This window comes from Aeromicrobium piscarium (assembly GCF_007421815.1).
Classification (GTDB): Bacteria; Actinomycetota; Actinomycetes; order Propionibacteriales; family Nocardioidaceae; genus Aeromicrobium; species Aeromicrobium piscarium.
Map to the genome: position 1 here is coordinate 19,673 of NZ_VLNT01000001.1, position 15,294 is coordinate 34,966.

11 protein-coding genes are annotated in these 15,294 nt (G+C 69.5%); 10 read left to right on the plus strand and 1 reads right to left on the minus strand.

The genetic code is table 11. The features are described from left to right. Positions 1-170: 170 nt before the first annotated feature. Positions 171-2,441 carry a LuxR C-terminal-related transcriptional regulator gene (locus FNM00_RS00060; RefSeq protein WP_143910978.1) on the plus strand — a complete coding sequence of 757 codons (2,271 nt, stop codon included), beginning with the start codon at positions 171-173 and terminating at the stop codon, positions 2,439-2,441. Here the strand turns inward: FNM00_RS00060 and FNM00_RS00065 are convergent. Then, positions 2,420-3,607 (minus strand): MFS transporter, encoded by a 1,188-nt coding sequence (locus FNM00_RS00065; RefSeq protein ID WP_143910979.1) that lies wholly within the window; start codon positions 3,605-3,607, stop codon positions 2,420-2,422. The two genes, FNM00_RS00060 and FNM00_RS00065, sit on opposite strands and share 22 nt — an antisense overlap. A 215-nt stretch (positions 3,608-3,822) precedes the next feature. Between FNM00_RS00065 and FNM00_RS00070 the strand changes: the two genes are divergently transcribed. From FNM00_RS00070 to FNM00_RS00110, 9 genes are all read left to right on the plus strand, one after another. After that, positions 3,823-5,907 carry a hydantoinase/oxoprolinase family protein gene (locus FNM00_RS00070; protein ID WP_246065009.1) on the plus strand — a complete coding sequence of 695 codons (2,085 nt, stop codon included), beginning with the start codon at positions 3,823-3,825 and terminating at the stop codon, positions 5,905-5,907. Further along, a complete protein-coding gene (locus FNM00_RS00075; RefSeq protein ID WP_143910981.1) occupies positions 5,904-7,859 on the plus strand; it encodes a hydantoinase B/oxoprolinase family protein in 1,956 nt (651 codons plus the stop codon). Before FNM00_RS00070 ends, FNM00_RS00075 begins: the two co-directional genes overlap by 4 nt. Positions 7,860-7,933: 74 nt before the next feature. Continuing rightward, positions 7,934-8,728: an SDR family oxidoreductase gene (locus FNM00_RS00080; RefSeq protein ID WP_221933522.1), complete on the plus strand. Its 795-nt coding sequence runs from the start codon at positions 7,934-7,936 to the stop codon at positions 8,726-8,728. Positions 8,729-9,115: 387 nt separating this feature from the next. Then, entirely contained in the window at positions 9,116-10,051 is a 936-nt protein-coding gene (locus FNM00_RS00085; protein ID WP_143910983.1) for a carbamate kinase, read from the plus strand. A 49-nt stretch (positions 10,052-10,100) separates the two neighbouring features. Next, the gene (gene bar / locus FNM00_RS00090; RefSeq protein ID WP_143910984.1) at positions 10,101-11,213 is read left to right on the plus strand and encodes a barbiturase; all 1,113 of its coding nucleotides are present in this window, start codon (positions 10,101-10,103) and stop codon (positions 11,211-11,213) included. Continuing rightward, positions 11,210-12,397 (plus strand): CaiB/BaiF CoA transferase family protein, encoded by a 1,188-nt coding sequence (locus FNM00_RS00095; protein WP_281281057.1) that lies wholly within the window; start codon positions 11,210-11,212, stop codon positions 12,395-12,397. Before bar ends, FNM00_RS00095 begins: the two co-directional genes overlap by 4 nt. A gap of 291 nt (positions 12,398-12,688) precedes the next feature. After that, positions 12,689-13,267, plus strand: a complete 579-nt coding sequence (locus FNM00_RS00100; RefSeq protein WP_143910985.1) for a nucleotidyltransferase family protein — start codon at positions 12,689-12,691, stop codon at positions 13,265-13,267. Next, positions 13,264-14,145, plus strand: coding sequence for an AAA family ATPase (locus tag FNM00_RS00105; RefSeq protein WP_143910986.1), 882 nt, complete (start codon positions 13,264-13,266; stop codon positions 14,143-14,145). Before FNM00_RS00100 ends, FNM00_RS00105 begins: the two co-directional genes overlap by 4 nt. Further along, positions 14,138-15,259: a vWA domain-containing protein gene (locus FNM00_RS00110; RefSeq protein ID WP_143910987.1), complete on the plus strand. Its 1,122-nt coding sequence runs from the start codon at positions 14,138-14,140 to the stop codon at positions 15,257-15,259. Before FNM00_RS00105 ends, FNM00_RS00110 begins: the two co-directional genes overlap by 8 nt. The last annotated feature ends 35 nt before the right edge of the window (positions 15,260-15,294 follow it).

The following is a 15,294-nucleotide window of genomic DNA, read 5'->3' on the forward strand; positions in this document are numbered from 1 at the left end:
TAGCTCCCGAGGCGCCCGCGTCGTGGGCCCCTCACCTGTACCGAGCGGGTGAGGGAGAGACGACCGCCGCGGTGGATCCATCCACCGCGGCGGTCGTCGCATTCGCGGGCGGCGCGATGGCGTGACCGCCACTGCGGTCCGGTGAGACGGGAGCGCTCTAATCTGAACACATGTCGCGACCTGACCCGCAGTGCCTCGAGCGTGTCGAGTGTGAGCGGGTGTTGTCCGGACCGGCGGCGATCGTCGCCGTCGTGGGACCTGAAGGGGCAGGCAAGACGACGCTCCTCGAGGTCTGGGCTCGCGATCGCGCGGATGTGCGGTGGTTCGACCCCGAGCAGGTCGATCTCCCGGCGGGGACGGTCGTCATCGTGGACGAGGCGGAGCATGTCGGCATCGATGACTGGAAGCTGCTGACGGACGCGGCCGCCTCCGTGCCGCGTCTGCGGATCCGGGTGGCAACTCGCTCGCTGTCGGCGTTGCCCGAGACCTGGTCCGCCGAGACCGTCTCGTCCTATTTCGACGAAGAAGAGGTGGCCCGGTCGTTGCGGGCCTTCGGGTCCGCTGCCGATCCGCGAGTCGTCTTCGCGCTGACCGGGGGCCACCCGGCCTCCGTCATCGAGATGGCGCGGAGCGGTGCGACCGCTCCCCGGGAGCTGACCGCGATGCTGGCTGCGGGGACGATCGCGCGCCTTCCCTCAGCCCTCGCGGAACTCGCGGTCCCAGACCATCTCAGCAGGAAGGTCGTCACCGCCCTGGGTCACGACGCGGTCGTCCTCGACGAGATGGAGCGGGCCGGCTGGGGTGGCTGGCTCCCCGGCGCGCAGCCGATGATCTTCTCCTTGACGCCGCGACGCCGCGCCTCCACACAACGGAACTCTCCGATAGTGACCGAGCGCCGACAAGAACTGCACCGGACGGCCGCTGAGACACTTCTGGCGGAGGGGGCGAACTTCCCGGCATTGGTCGAGGCGCTGCACGCCGATCGACTCGATCTCGCCGACGTGGCTCTCAAGAGAGCGGGTCTCCCCCTGCTGACGGAACACGGCTATGAGCTGCTGTTGCTCCTCGATCCCATCCCGGCCCTCAGATTTCGGCGCCATCCGGCATTGGCCATGGTGCTCGCGCTGTTGTACAACTCCCGGGAGAGGACTCGGCTGAAGGCCATCGAGATGGTGGGGATCGCGGTCGCCGGAGCGCGTCTCGGCTCGCGGTCACCGGCCGACCGAGCCCTCATGCGGGTGGTTGAGAGCGTCGGCCTGCGGATCACCGGCACCGCCGACGGCGGCCTCCGGGCGGCTCGTGCGGCATCTCGGATGCTCGCGGAACTGCCGGTGGAGGAGCGGGGGGCCTTGGGATCCCTGGAACCCGACCTGCATGTGCATATCGCGATCAGCCTGCTCTACGGCGGTGCGCCGGACGAGGCAGCGACCGAGTTCGAGCATGCGTGGAGTGTCCACGCCCGGGCGAGTGCCCAGCTTCAGGCGCTCGGTGGCCGTGCGCTCATCAGCGCCCTGCACGGGCGGATGACAGACGCGGGAATACGCACGGCGGAGGCGGAATCGAGGACCTGGTCGCCTGAGCTCGTCGATGGCTACGCGGGCAGTCTGTTGCGTATCGCGCAGGCCATCGCGGCGGTCGAGAGGTTCGACTTCGTCTCGGCCCGTGAACGGATCGAGGCGGTATGGCCGCACGCCGAGACGATCGAACACTGGCCGTTGCTCCTGTGGGTGCGAGCCCTCGTGGACATCGGGTCCGGCGATGCCGAGGCAGGCCTCGAACGATTTCGAGAGCTGAGAGAGCGACGGAGTGCCCGGCGGGGGGCGACCGCCGCAACCCAGCGCCGGCTCGATGTGACGGAGAGTCTGCTAGCGGCGGCGATCGGAGACCTGGTGGCGGCCTCGTCACTGCGGCCGGCCGCCCGGGACAGGTCCGATGTGCTCCTCGCGGCCGGTCGTATCTCGCTGCTGAGGGGAGACCTCGAGCGGGCCACTCGTCTCGTGGCCCGCTGCGACGTGCATACGCCGGTGGATCGGTTGACACGGACCACCCTGGAGATGATGCTGGCTCGTCGTCTCGGTCGTGAGGAGGCGGCTCTCGCTGCCGGACGCCGTGCCCGCGCTCTGGTCGAGTCCTTCGGGGTCCGCTCACCGCTGCTCTTCGTCCCCGGACAGGATCGGGACCTGCTCGGTGTGGACGATCTGGCGCAAGCCCCCGTCATCCTCCATCGATCCCCGGTCACCACCGTGTCGTTGACCGCCCGCGAGAAGGTGGTGCTCCGAGAGCTCGTCACGACCCCCAATGCCGATCTCATCGCGGCGCGGCTGCAGGTCTCCGTCAACACGGTCAAGTCACAGCGACGCTCGCTCTATCGCAAGCTCGGCGCCGCCTCCCGCGAGGAGGCCGTCGCCGCGGCGATCGCTCACGGCGTGCTCGACGGCTGAACTGCGACCCGGGCGATGCAGAGGGCCGACAGCGCGACCCCGGTGATGGCCAGTGCGAACAGCGCATCGTAGGTATTCCCGGTCACGACGAGGGTGAGCCCGGCTATCACGGGGGCCAGGGTCTGCGGGATGATCGACGCCAGGCCGAGGACGCCGAGGTCACGTCCGTGGTCTCCGCTCGAGGGCAACACATCGAGCATCAAGGCGAGGTCCGCTGTCAGGTACAGGCCACGGCCCGCGCCGGCCACGACCGCATAGATGATGAGGCCCTCGAGGCCCGGCCACGCGAACGCTCCGGCGAGGCCCGTCGCGATGACCGCGGTCGCCCCAAGGACCCACCGGACGCGGTGCTGGCGGACCCGGCGTCCGGCGACTACAGCCCCCGCGACCACGGCGGCGATGTGCACCCCGACGAGGAGAGTCACGAGTCGGCCCGCCTCCTCGGCATCCCGACCGGTCCGGTCCATGACGATGTACAGCAGATACCCCATGACGAGTTGATGTCCGAGGACGAGCAGGAAGCGCCCGCCGAACACCAGCCGGAAGTCGCGATCGGACCAGGCCACCCGTGGCGCGCGGCTCGTACGCGGTGCCGCGGGGAGGTGTTCGGGGTTCAGTAGAACGAAGCCGGACATGACCACGATCAGGACGATCGCCAGCACGGTGTAGGCAGTGCCGATCCGGGAGACGGCCATCCCGGCGGCCCCGGCGCCGATGGCGAGTCCGAGGGCGGCGCCGCCGCCGTAGAAGGCAGAGGCTCGCGGTCGCTGCGAGGCGGGAACCCGGTCGGCCATCACCGCGTCCAAGGGCGCTTCGACCACATTGAGGAGCGGTTGCACGATCAGCCAGCCGAGAGCGATCATCAGCACCGACTGCGCCTGCCCGAGCGCGAGCAGGGCCGCGCCCGAGCCCATCGCCCCCGCGAGGATCCACGGCCCTCTCGGTCCCCACCGTGAGTGCGTGCGGTCCGAGAGCGCCCCCGCCCACGGGTGGATCACTATCGTCAGCAGCGAGGACGCCGCCATCACGACCGCCAGAAGGATCTCCTTGTCCTGCGGTGAGGCCGCGGCGATCTGTGCCGGGACGAGCACACCGGCCACTGCCGCGTACATGGCGTTCAGGGCGATACTCGCGAGCAGCAGCGACCACGGTAACCGGCGATTCATTGTGCGCAGTATCTCGCACAGTGTCCGGATGTCGTCCGAGCATCGGACGTTAGCTCACGCCGCCGGATCCCGAGTGTCGCGGCCAGGCGAGGCGCCGCCGACGGCCGTCAGTAAAGTATGACAAGGAACAAGCCCTTCCTCGTCATGAGTTGACATGGCATCGGTGACCCCGAACGCGATGGAATGTGACGGCAACGACAACAGGAGGTCCGCAGGTGCCCACAGACAGCCACATCCGGATCGGTATCGACACCGGAGGCACGTTCACCGACGTCGTCGCCTTCGACGAGTCGACCGGGACGATGGTCACGACGAAGACACCGTCGACGCCCAGCGACCCCGCCGAGGGATTCCTCGCCGGCGTGTCCAAGGTGCTCGACCTGATGGGCGAGCAGGGCACCGCGCTCAGCGCGATCAGCCACGGCACCACCGTCGCCACGAACCAGCTCCTCGAGGGCAAGGTCGAGCAGCTCGGCTTCATCACCAATGCCGGCTACGAGTCGGTCCTCGAGATCGCTCGCCAGTCCGTGCCCGACGGCTACGGCAACTCCTACTTCTGGGTCAAGCCCGACCGCATCGTCTCGCGCGAGTACGTCAAGGGCGTCGAGGGACGGCTGGACTTCGAAGGCAACGAGATCCGCCCGTTGGACGAGGACGGCGCCCGCCGCGTCGCGCGCTGGTTCCGCGAGCAGGGCATCGACACCCTCGGCGTCTGCCTCCTGCATGCCTACGCCAATCCCTCGCACGAGCAGCGCCTGCTCGAGATCATCGCCGAGGAGCACCCTGAGGCCGTCGTCTCGGTCTCCTCGGAGGTGCTGCGTGAGTACCGCGAGTACGAGCGCTCGATGACGACCCTCGTCGACGCGGCCGTCAAGCCGAAGCTCTCGCGCTATGTCAACAACATCGTGCGCCGCCTCGAGGAGATCGGCGAGAACATCCCGTTCTACGTCATGAAGTCCAATGGCGGCGTGCTCAGCGCCGGCGAGGTCGTGCACCAGCCCATCACCACGGTGCTGTCCGGTCCCGCCGCCGGCGCCCTCGGTGCCGCGATGGTCGGCAAGATCGCCGGCTTCGATCGCATCCTCACCTGTGACGGCGGCGGCACCTCCACCGATGTCTCGGTCGTCATCGACGGCGAGCCCACCCTCACCACCGAGGGCTCGGTCGGCGCCTTCCCGAGCAAGATCCCGATGATCGACGTCGTGACCGTCGGCGCGGGCGGCGGCTCGATCGCCTGGTTGTCGAATGAGGGCACCCTCAAGGTCGGCCCGCACTCGGCCGGCGCCGATCCGGGCCCGGTCTGCTACGCCCGCGGCGGCAAGGACGTCACCATCACCGACGCCCACGTCGTGCTCGGTCGCATTCCCGCGCACCTGCTCGGCGGCGAGATCGGCCTCGACGCCGACGGAGCCCGCAAGGCCCTCGAGGAGCTCGCCGGCAAGCTCGGCATGTCCGTCGAGGAGTGCGCCACCGGCATCCTGGAGATCTCCGCCTGGAACCAGGCCAACGCCCTCCGCCAGGTCACTGTCAAGCGCGGCCTCGACGTCCGCGACTTCACGCTGACCACCTTCGGCGGATCCGGCTCGCTGCTGCTGTGCCGCCTGATGGACATCCTGGACATCAAGACGACGCTCGTGCCGCTCAACCCCGGCAACCTCTCGGCCTTCGGCCTGCTGACCGTGGACGTCAAGAACGACTACGTCCAGACCCAGGTCAGCCTCCACGACAAGCTCGACGTCGAGGGCACGGGCCGTCTCTACGAGAAGCTCACCGAGCAGGCCGCCGAGGCGCTCAGCCACGAAGGCTTCGCGACCGAGACCCACCAGTTCCAGCGCACCGCCGATCTGCGGTACTTCGGCCAGGCCTTCGAGGTCCGGGTCGCGGTCGACGAGGGGCCCTTCGACGCCGCTGCCGCCGAGGCCGTCGCGGAGCGCTTCCACGACGAGCACCGCGCGCTCTACGGCTACGACTTCCGGGGCAATGACGACCAGCAGGTCGAGTGGGTCAACCTGCGCGTCTCGGGTATCGGCCCGATCGAGCGGCCGCAGGTCCGCGCCGAGGAGGTCGTCGAGAACCCGGCGATCACGGAGACCTCGCGCCGCCCCGTGTGCTTCGATCCCGAGACCGGCTCGGTGGACACCCCCGTCTACTGGCGCCCCGATCTGACGCCCGGCACGCAGCTCGTCGGCCCGGCGATCATCGAGGAGTTCGGATCCACCGTGCCGCTGCACCCCGGGTTCTCCGCACGCATCGACGCTTACCGCAACATCATCGTGACTCGTGAAGGAGCCGACTCGTGACCACGACCCCAGAAACCACCTCGCGCCGCGCGCCGACGCAGTTCCCCTTCGAGTCGCTGACCGCCGATGCCGGCGCGAGCGCCGACCCGGTGCTCGTCGAGATCGTCCAGGGCAGCCTGGCGTCGGTCGAGATGGAGGTCGAGACCGCCATCGGCCGCACTTCCCGCTCGCCGATGATCCGCGACGCGCACGACTTCCGCGCGGGCATCCACGACCGCAAGATGCGCAAGCTCACCGGACGTTCCTATAGCGCCCTCGTGCATCCCGTCGCGCGGGACTTCCCGCTCGAGGAGATGGTGCCCGGGGACGTCTTCTTCCACAACGACGTCTACGAGTCCGAGGGCGGCATCGGCCACCTCCCGGATCTCTGCGTGACCGTCCCGGTGTTCCACACGAATCCCGAGACCGGCAAGCCCGAGGTCGTCGCCTTCGTGCAGGCCTTCGGCCACCATGACGATATCGGCGGTGCCGTGCCGGGCTCGATGCCCAGCAACGCCACCTCGGTGTACGAGGAGGGCCTGGCGGTCCCGCCGATCAAGCTCTGGGACGCCGGCGTGCCGGTGCGCTCGGCGCTGCGCATCATGACCCGTAACTCGCGGACCCCCGAGGCGCTCGCGGCCGACCTCGACGCCGAGTGCTCCGCGTGCCTGATGGGCGCCCAGCGCCTGGGTGAGCTCTTCGACCGTTACGGTCGCGAGTCGGTCGAGGCCGCCTTCGACGCGATCATCGACAACTCCACGCGCACCTACCGCCGTGAGATCCTGTCGAAGATCCCCGTGGGCACCTGGGTCTGGGAGGACTACGCCGAGCACGACGGTGTCGAGGACCCGAAGCTGCACACGCAGCGGATCACCCTGACCCGCACCGCGGCCGACGACCCCGAGGGCGAGCGGCTGATCCTCGACTTCGCCGGCACCTCGCCGCAGGCCAAGGGACCGATCAACCACTGCGGTGACTACTCCGACGGCGTCTTCCTCAAGAAGTGGCTCGCGCCGATCCTGCGCAACCTGGCGGACACGCCCGAGCGCATGGCCGAGCTGGACGTCAACGAGGGCGTCGTGCCGCTCATCGAGATGCGGTTCCCGCCGAAGGGCACGCTGCTGACACCGGAGTTCCCGGCGCCGACCAACGCCCGTACCTTCGTCATCCTGCGTCTGCTCGGCGTGCTGGCGGGCGTCATCGCCAAGGCCGTCGACGGACGCATGCCCGCCGACCAGGAGACGATCCGGTACACCGGCGTCTACGGCGAGGACATGGAGGGCCGCTCGTACCTCATGCGCGAGGTGCTCGGCGGCGGTGCCGGCGGTCGCTACTATGCCGACGGCGAGGACACCATCCACGTCGTGCCGGACTCGCGGAACCTGCCGACCGAGTTCACCGAGTCGCGCTTCCCGTTCATCGTCGAGGGCCTCGGCCTGGCGAAGGACTCCGGCGGCGCGGGTGAGTTCCGCGGTGGTCTCGGCTACGAGAAGCGCATCCGGATGCTCAAGGACGCCAACTTCATGTCGATCGCCGACCGCTCGATCCTGGCCTGCTGGGGAGTCAAGGGCGGCAAGGCGGGCTCGCCGTTCCGTGTCGTGGTCAACCCCGGCACGCCGGAGGAGCGCGAGATCGACGCACTGGCCGATGCCGAGCCGATCAAGGCCGGCGAGACGATCTGCATCCAGACCACCGGCGGTGGCGGCTGGGGCGATCCGCTCGACCGCGACCCGGAGCTGGTCGCCCGCGACGTGCGCTGGAACAAGGTCTCGGAGCGTTCAGCGCTCGAGGACTACGGTGTCGTGCTGACCGGTGCGGTGGAAAGCGACGACCTCGCGGTCGACGTCGAGGCCACCGCGTCCGAGCGGCAGAGCCGCCGCGACGCCCGCGGCGAGGAGCCCTTCTTCGACCGCGGACCCGGCTACGCCCGACTGAGCGGCGGCGCCACCGTCGCCGACGTCGACTGGGTCTGAGCCAACCAACCCGTTGAGTGTGGGGGCACCTCCCACACTCAACGGGTTCTGGACGTGAAGGGGAAGGAACGATGATGGGGAACGGCACACGGATCGCGATTGTGGGGGGCCGGGGCAAGACCGGTCGTGCGGTCGCCACGGCGCTGGAAGCGGCCGGCGCGGAGACCGTGCCCGTGGGCCGGGCCGAGTTCGAGGACCTCGCGGCCGCTCTGCGCGGTGGCGATGCGGTCTATCTCATCGCTCCCAATCTGCACCCGGATGAACCCGCCTTCGTCACCACGGTCCTCGAGGCGATGCGCGAGGCGGGAGTCGGCCGGATCGGCTATCACTCGGTCTGCGCGCCCTATGTGCCCTCGATGCCGCACCACCTGGCGAAGGCGGCGAGCGAGGATCTCGTCCGGCGTAGCGGGCTGGACTGGACGATCCTGCAGCCCTGCGCCTATGTCGACAACTTCCTGCCCGGTCTGCGGGCGGCGGCGCCTCGGCTCGAGGTCCCCTATGACGCCGACCGACCGTTCGGGCTCGTCGGACTGGAGGACCTGGGCGCCGTAGCGGCCCGCGTGCTGCTCGACCCGTCCCACATCGGGGCGACCTACGAGGTCGGCGGTCGGAGCCTGGTGACGGTCCGCGACGTGGCGGTCGCCGCGCAGCGGGTCTTGGGCGTCGAGGTCGAGCTCGTCGTCACCTCCCCGGACGAGTGGGCTGCCGGCCCCGGCGCCACCCTCGACCCGCGTGAGCGCGACTGGCTGCACGCGATGTTCAGCTACTACGAGGGTCACGGTCTGCCATGCGGATCGGCGACCGTCCCGGCCATCGTCGGCCGCCCCGCGCACGATCTCGACACGCTCCTGCGCCACGCCCTCGTCTGACCCCTCCCCAGTGGGCGGTGACCTACGCACGTCTCGATCGTGTGGGCGGTGACCTACGCACCTCTCGATCGTGTGGGCGGTGACCTACGCACCTCTCGATCATCTCGAGGGGTGCGCAGGTCACCGCTCCGTCGGTTCGGGTGTGGGCGGTGGGTTAGGCACCTTTCGATCGTCTCGAGGGGTGCGTAAGTCACCGCCCCGGCCCTGCCCCGGCCGTGAGGGGTGCGTAAGTCACCGCCCCGGGCCTGCCCCTGCCGTGAGGGGTGCGTAAGTCACCGCTCCTGGGCGAGAGGGGCCTGTGACTTGTCACACCTTGCCCGAATCCGACGAAATCATCGGACTTTGTTGACCATGCATGCCAATGGGATGCTCCCCTAGCCTCAATGCATGCGCATCGTGATCGCCCTCGGTGGCAACGCCATGACGTCCAGCGACGGCAGTGCCCGTCCTGAACACCAGCGTGACGCCATCCGTCTGGCCGCCCGTCCCATCGCCGATCTGGTGGCCGCCGGACACGAGGTCCTCCTCACCCACGGCAACGGACCTCAGGTCGGCAACCTGCTGACCAAGAACGAGCTCACCGCCTCGCAGGTGCCGCCGGTCCCGCTCGACTGGTGCGGGGCCCAGACCCAGGCCACCATCGGCATGCTCATGCTCAATGCCCTCGACGCCGAACTGGCCGAGCGCGGTGTCGATCGACGCTGTGCCGCCGTCGTGTCGCGCACGCTCGTCGACATCGACGATCCGCGCTTCGCCCATCCCACCAAGCCGATCGGTCGCTACCTCAGCGCCGAGGACGCCCAGCCGCTCATCGATTCCGGCCAGGAGTTCGTCGAGGTACCGGGCCGTGGCTGGCGACGGGTCGTCGCCTCTCCCGAGCCTCTGCGCTGTCTCGACGGCGCCACCGCCGAGACCCTCATGGAGGCGGGCTACGTCGTCGTGTGCTCCGGTGGCGGGGGCATTCCCACGGTGCAGGATCTCAACGGCGGCTACCGCGGCGTCGATGCGGTCATCGACAAGGACCTCACCGCCTCGCTCATCGCCCAGGAGCTGAAGGCCGACATGTTGATCATCGCCACCGATGTCGACGCGGTCGTCTGCGACTGGGGCACCGACTACGCCAAGCCGGTCGGCGAGGTCACCGCCGTCGAGATGCGCTCGATCGCCGCGGATCAGGATTTCGCCGCAGGGTCCATGGGCCCCAAGGTCGAGGCCGTGACGGCCTTCGCCGAGAGCGGCACCGGAACCGGTGTCATCACGTCGCTGGCGCGCATCGGCGCGGCAGCTGAAGGTCAGATCGGAACGCGGGTCGTTCCGGCCTGATGAACCACAACCCCCAGTAAGACCCACCCCTCAGGAAAGGAAGCGCCGTATGCCCTCAGCAATCGAGGTTCGCAAGGTCCCGATCCACTCCGTCGCCGACGCCAGCGAGCTCGCCAAGCTCATCGACGACGGCATCATGGAGGCCGACCGCGTCATCGCCATCATCGGCAAGACCGAGGGTAATGGCGGGGTCAACGACTACACCCGCATCATCGCCGACCGAGCCTTCCGTGAAGTGCTGGTCGAGAAGGGCTCGCGGCCGGTCGAGGAGGTCCGTCAGATCCCGATCGTGTGGTCCGGCGGTACCGACGGTGTCATCAGCCCCCACGCCACGATCTTCGCGACGCTCCCCGAGGACAAGGCCCCCAAGACCGATGAGCCGCGCCTCAGCGTCGGCTTCGCGATGAGCGAGCAGCTGCTGCCCGAGGAGATCGGCCGCACGCCGATGATCGAGAAGGTCGCCGACGCCGTCAAGGTCGCCATGGAGCGCGCGGGCATCACCGATCCGGCCGATGTCCACTACGTCCAGACCAAGACGCCGCTGCTCACCATCCACACCATCCGCGACGCCAAGAGCCGTGGCAAGACGGTCTGGACCGAGCACACGCACGAGTCGATGGACCTGTCGAACGGCGTCACCGCCCTCGGCATCGCCGTCGCGCTCGGCGAGATCGACATGCCGACCGATGAGGACGTCATGCACAGCCGTGAGCTCTACTCGGCCGTGGCCTCCTGCTCCTCGGGCGTCGAGCTCGACCAGGCGCAGGTCGTCGTGGTCGGCAACGCTCGTGGCGTCGGCGGGCGCTACCGCATCGGCCACTCGGTCATGGAGGACGCGCTCGATCAGGACGGCATCTGGAATGCCATCCGCGACGCGGGTCTCGAACTGCCCGAGCGTCCGCACTACACCGATCTCGACGGTCGCCTGGTCAACGTGTTCCTCAAGTGCGAAGCCAGCCAGGACGGCGAGGTCCGTGGACGCCGCAACGCCATGCTCGACGACTCCGATGTGCACTGGCACCGTCAGATCAAGGCGACCGTGGGCGGCGTGACCGCCGCGGTCACCGGCGACCCGGCCGTGTTCGTCTCCGTCTCGGCGGCGCACCAGGGCCCCGAGGGCGGCGGCCCGGTCGCCGCGATCGTCGACCTGGGCGACCAGTGACGGACGAGCAGGACACCGCGGTGCAGGGCCCGCTGGCGGGGACGCTCGTCCTCGACATGACGCGGGCCCTGGCCGGGCCGCATGCGGCCATGATGCTGGGCGACCTCGGCGCGCGCGTCATCAAGATCGAGACCCCCACCGGCGACGACAGTCGCGGGTGGGGGCCTCCCTTCCTCGGCGAGGGTGAGGAGCGAGAGTCGACGTATTTCATGTCGGCGAACCGCAACAAGGAGTCGATCACCCTCAACCTGAAGACCGAGGACGACAAGGACGTCCTTCGTCGTCTGGTCAAGCGCGCCGACGTGCTCATGGAGAACTTCCGGGTCGGCGTGCTGGACCGGCTGGGCTTCAGCGTCGAGGAGCTGCACCGGCTCAACCCGGGTCTGGTGATCCTCTCGATCACGGGCTTCGGCCACGATGGCCCGGAGGCGAGCCGTGCGGGCTACGACCAGATCGCGCAGGGCGAGGCCGGCCTGATGAGCATCACCGGCAGCGAGGAGCCCACCAAGGTGGGCGTCCCGATCGCCGATCTGCTGGCGGGCATGAACGGCGCCTATGGCACGGTCGCGGCGCTCTACGAGCGCGAGCGCACCGGCAAGGGCCGGGTCGTGCGCACCTCGCTCATCGCGAGTGTCGTGGGCGTGCATGCTTTCCAGGGCACGCGTTGGACGGTCGCGGGGGAGGTGCCGGGCCTGTCCGGCGCGCATCATCCGTCGATCGCCCCGTACGGGCTGTTCCACACGCAGACGGCACCGATCCAGCTCTCGTGCGGCTCGGAGTCGCTGTGGACCGCGTTCGCGGCAGCGCTCGATCTCGACGCGACCGACCCACGGTTCGCCACCAACGGTGATCGGGTCGCGCATCGTGACGAGCTGATCGCGATCATCGAGGAGAAGTTCGCCACGGCACCGGCTGAGCACTGGCTGGAGCTGTTGTCCGCGGCGGGCCTCCCGTCTGGCAAGGTCCGCACGATCGACGAGGTCTACGAGTGGGAGCAGGCGCGTTCGCAGGGCCTGGTCATCGAGGTCGATCACGCCACCAAGGGACGGCTCACGCTGCCCGGGCCGGTCATCCGCTTGGACGACCAGCCGTACGCGGGCTCGCGCGAGACCAATATCGCGCCGCCTACCCTCGGGCAGCACAACGAATCGGTCCGTCGCTGGTTGGACGAGACCGAGGAGTGATCCGAGCCTCGGCGGTCGAGCAGTGCCCTCACCTGCTCGACCGCCGGGGTGAACTCGGTGGTTGAGTAGGAAGCTCGCTCTGCGAGCGACCGTATCGAAACCACCTCCCCGGCGTGGCGTCGTTACGCCACTCGTCCCGGTTCCTGAGTAGCGGCTGGGGGCACCTCCCGCTTGTGGGGGAGGAACGAGCCGCGATGGAGCCACCGCCAGGCCGCCGAGGGTTGAGATCGAAACCCATCCACGTGTGCTCTCGATGCCCCGGGCTGGCGCGTGGTGGGAGAATGGAGGGTGATGGGAGACGTCACCGGACTGCTGCTGGCCGCCGGCGCCGGGCGGCGCATGGGCGGTCCTAAGGCTCTGCTGCGCCGCGACGACGGCACCCCCTGGGTGGTGGCGGCACGCCAGACCCTCCTCGACGGCGGCCTCGATGACGTCCTCGTCGTGCTCGGAGCGGCGGCCGATGAAGCGCGCTCCCTGCTCGGCGATGCCCGCAGCGTCGTTGCCAAGGACTGGGACCGGGGCATGGGTGCCTCGCTCGAGACCGGCCTGAGGGAGCTCGCTGCCGATTCCGCGCAGGTGGTCCTCGTCCATCTCGTCGATCTCCCCGATGTCGACGCCGAGGTGGTGCGCCGCGTCCTCTCCCATGCCGACGGCCCCGAGACGCTGGCCCGCGCTGTGTACGCCGGAGCCCCCGGCCACCCCGTCCTGATCGGCCGCGACCACTGGTCCGCGATCGCCGACGGCACCGACGACGAGGGCGCACGGGCGTACCTGGCCATCCACGGCGCCGTGACCGTCGAATGCGGTGATCTCGCCAGCGGAACCGATCGCGACCGGCCTCAGGACCTCGATCCCAGGAGTGACATATGACCCACGTCGACAGCGCGCAAGCACTCGCGGACCGGCTCGGCTCGGTCGGCTACATCGCGGGCGAGGGGCTCTCCACCGTCGGTTATCTCGCCCTGCGGATGCAGCGGCCGCTGCTGCTGGAGGGCGAACCTGGCACCGGCAAGACCGCCCTCGCGGGCGCGCTCGCCGAGTCCTTCGGTCTCCCTCTCATCCGGCTGCAGTGCTATGAGGGCATCGATGCCCGGCAGGCCCTGTACGACTGGGACTTCCCGCGGCAGATCCTGCACCTGCGGGCGCTAGAGGCCGCCGACGCCGCCGATGATGTCCGCGCCGTGGAGGACTCCCTCTACGAGGAGCGTTTTCTACTCCCGCGACCGGTGGTGCGGGCGCTGCGGGAGGCTCCCGCGGTGTTGCTGATCGACGAGATCGACCGCGCCGATGACGAGTTCGAGGCGCTGCTACTGGAGGTGTTGTCGACCTATCAGGTGTCGATTCCCGAGCTCGGCACCATCTCCGCGACCGAACCGCCGATCGTGGTCCTGACGTCCAATCGCACGCGTGAACTCCACGACGCCCTCAAGCGGCGCTGCCTCTACCACTGGCTCGATCACCCTGATCTCGCTCAGGAGATCGCCATCGTGCGGGCCCGTCTGCCCGAGGTCGGCGAGGCGCTCGCCGAGCGCATGGTCGAGCTCGTGCAGAAGCTGCGAGCCGACGGCGGCCTGGTCCGACCGCCCGGCGTGGCCGAGACCCTCGACTGGGTCCGCGCGCTCCAGGCCCTCGGTCTGCGCGAGCCTGAGCTCGGTGCCCTTTCGGCGACCGTCGGGGCGGTCTGTAAGCAGCGCGAGGACGCCGAGCGGGTCCGCTCGCTCGTGAGGGCGGCGTTCGGCGATGACTAGCCTGCTGCACGATCCCACCCCCGACGCTCCGGTCGCCGAGCTCATCGGCTTCGTGCAGGCGCTGCGGGCGGCGGGGATCGGCGCCTGGGCCTCGGAGGACTTCCTTGCCGCCACCGCGCTGCTCGAGCTCGGCAGCGCCGAGGATGTCTACTGGGCCGGTCGGGCGACGTTGTGCGGATCGCCCGATGACGTCCCCCTCTACGACGAGGTCTTCGGGTCGTGGTTCCGGGTACCGGCGCCGGGCGTCGGTCATCCTCCGCCCTTCGAGCTGACCCAGAACCGTCCGCGTTCACGGACCGGTGTCGAGAACGAGGGCGGACCCGGTGATGACACCGAGGTCGTGCCGATCGCCGCATCGGTCGCTGAACGTCTCGCCCACCGCGATATCGCCGATCTCGATGCTGCCGAGGCCCAGGCGGTCGCCTCGGCCTTCGCCGCCCTGCGCCCCCGGCCCCCGATGCGCACCACGCGCCGCCACCGCCCGTCGCGGCGCGGCGACATCGACATGGGCCGCAGCGCGCGCGAGCAGCTGCGTCATGGCGGCGAGCCCGCGCTGCTGCGCTACCACGAGCGGGCCTCCAAGCCCCGCCGCGTCGTCTGGCTCATCGACGTCTCCGGTTCGATGAAGGTCTACGCCGACAGCTACCTGCGCCTGGCGCATCGCGGCTTCGCCGGCGCTCCGCGCACGACCGAGGTCTTCACCTTCGGCACGCGGCTGACGCGGGTGACCCCTGCCTTCGCCCACCCGGACGCGGAGACCGCGCTGCGTACCGCCGGTGAGATCGTGCCGGACTGGTCGGGCGGTACTCGACTGGGCGAGATGATGCGTGCGTTCTGCGACCGCTGGGGTCAGCGGGGGCCGGCGCGTGGAGCGGTCGTCGTCGTGTGCAGCGACGGATGGGAGCGGGGGGACCCCGCGTTGCTCGGCGAGCAGATGGCCCGGCTGCGGCGGATCGCCCATCGCCTCGTATGGGTCAATCCGCACCGGGAGAAGCCCGACTACGCTCCGGTGCAGTCGGGGATCGTGAGCGCCTTGCCGGCGATCGACGAGCTCATCGGCGGACACTCGTTCGCGACCCTCGCACGGGTGCACGACGTGGTGGCGGAGCAATGACCGGCGGACCACGGGGGACGAAGGGAGGAACGGAC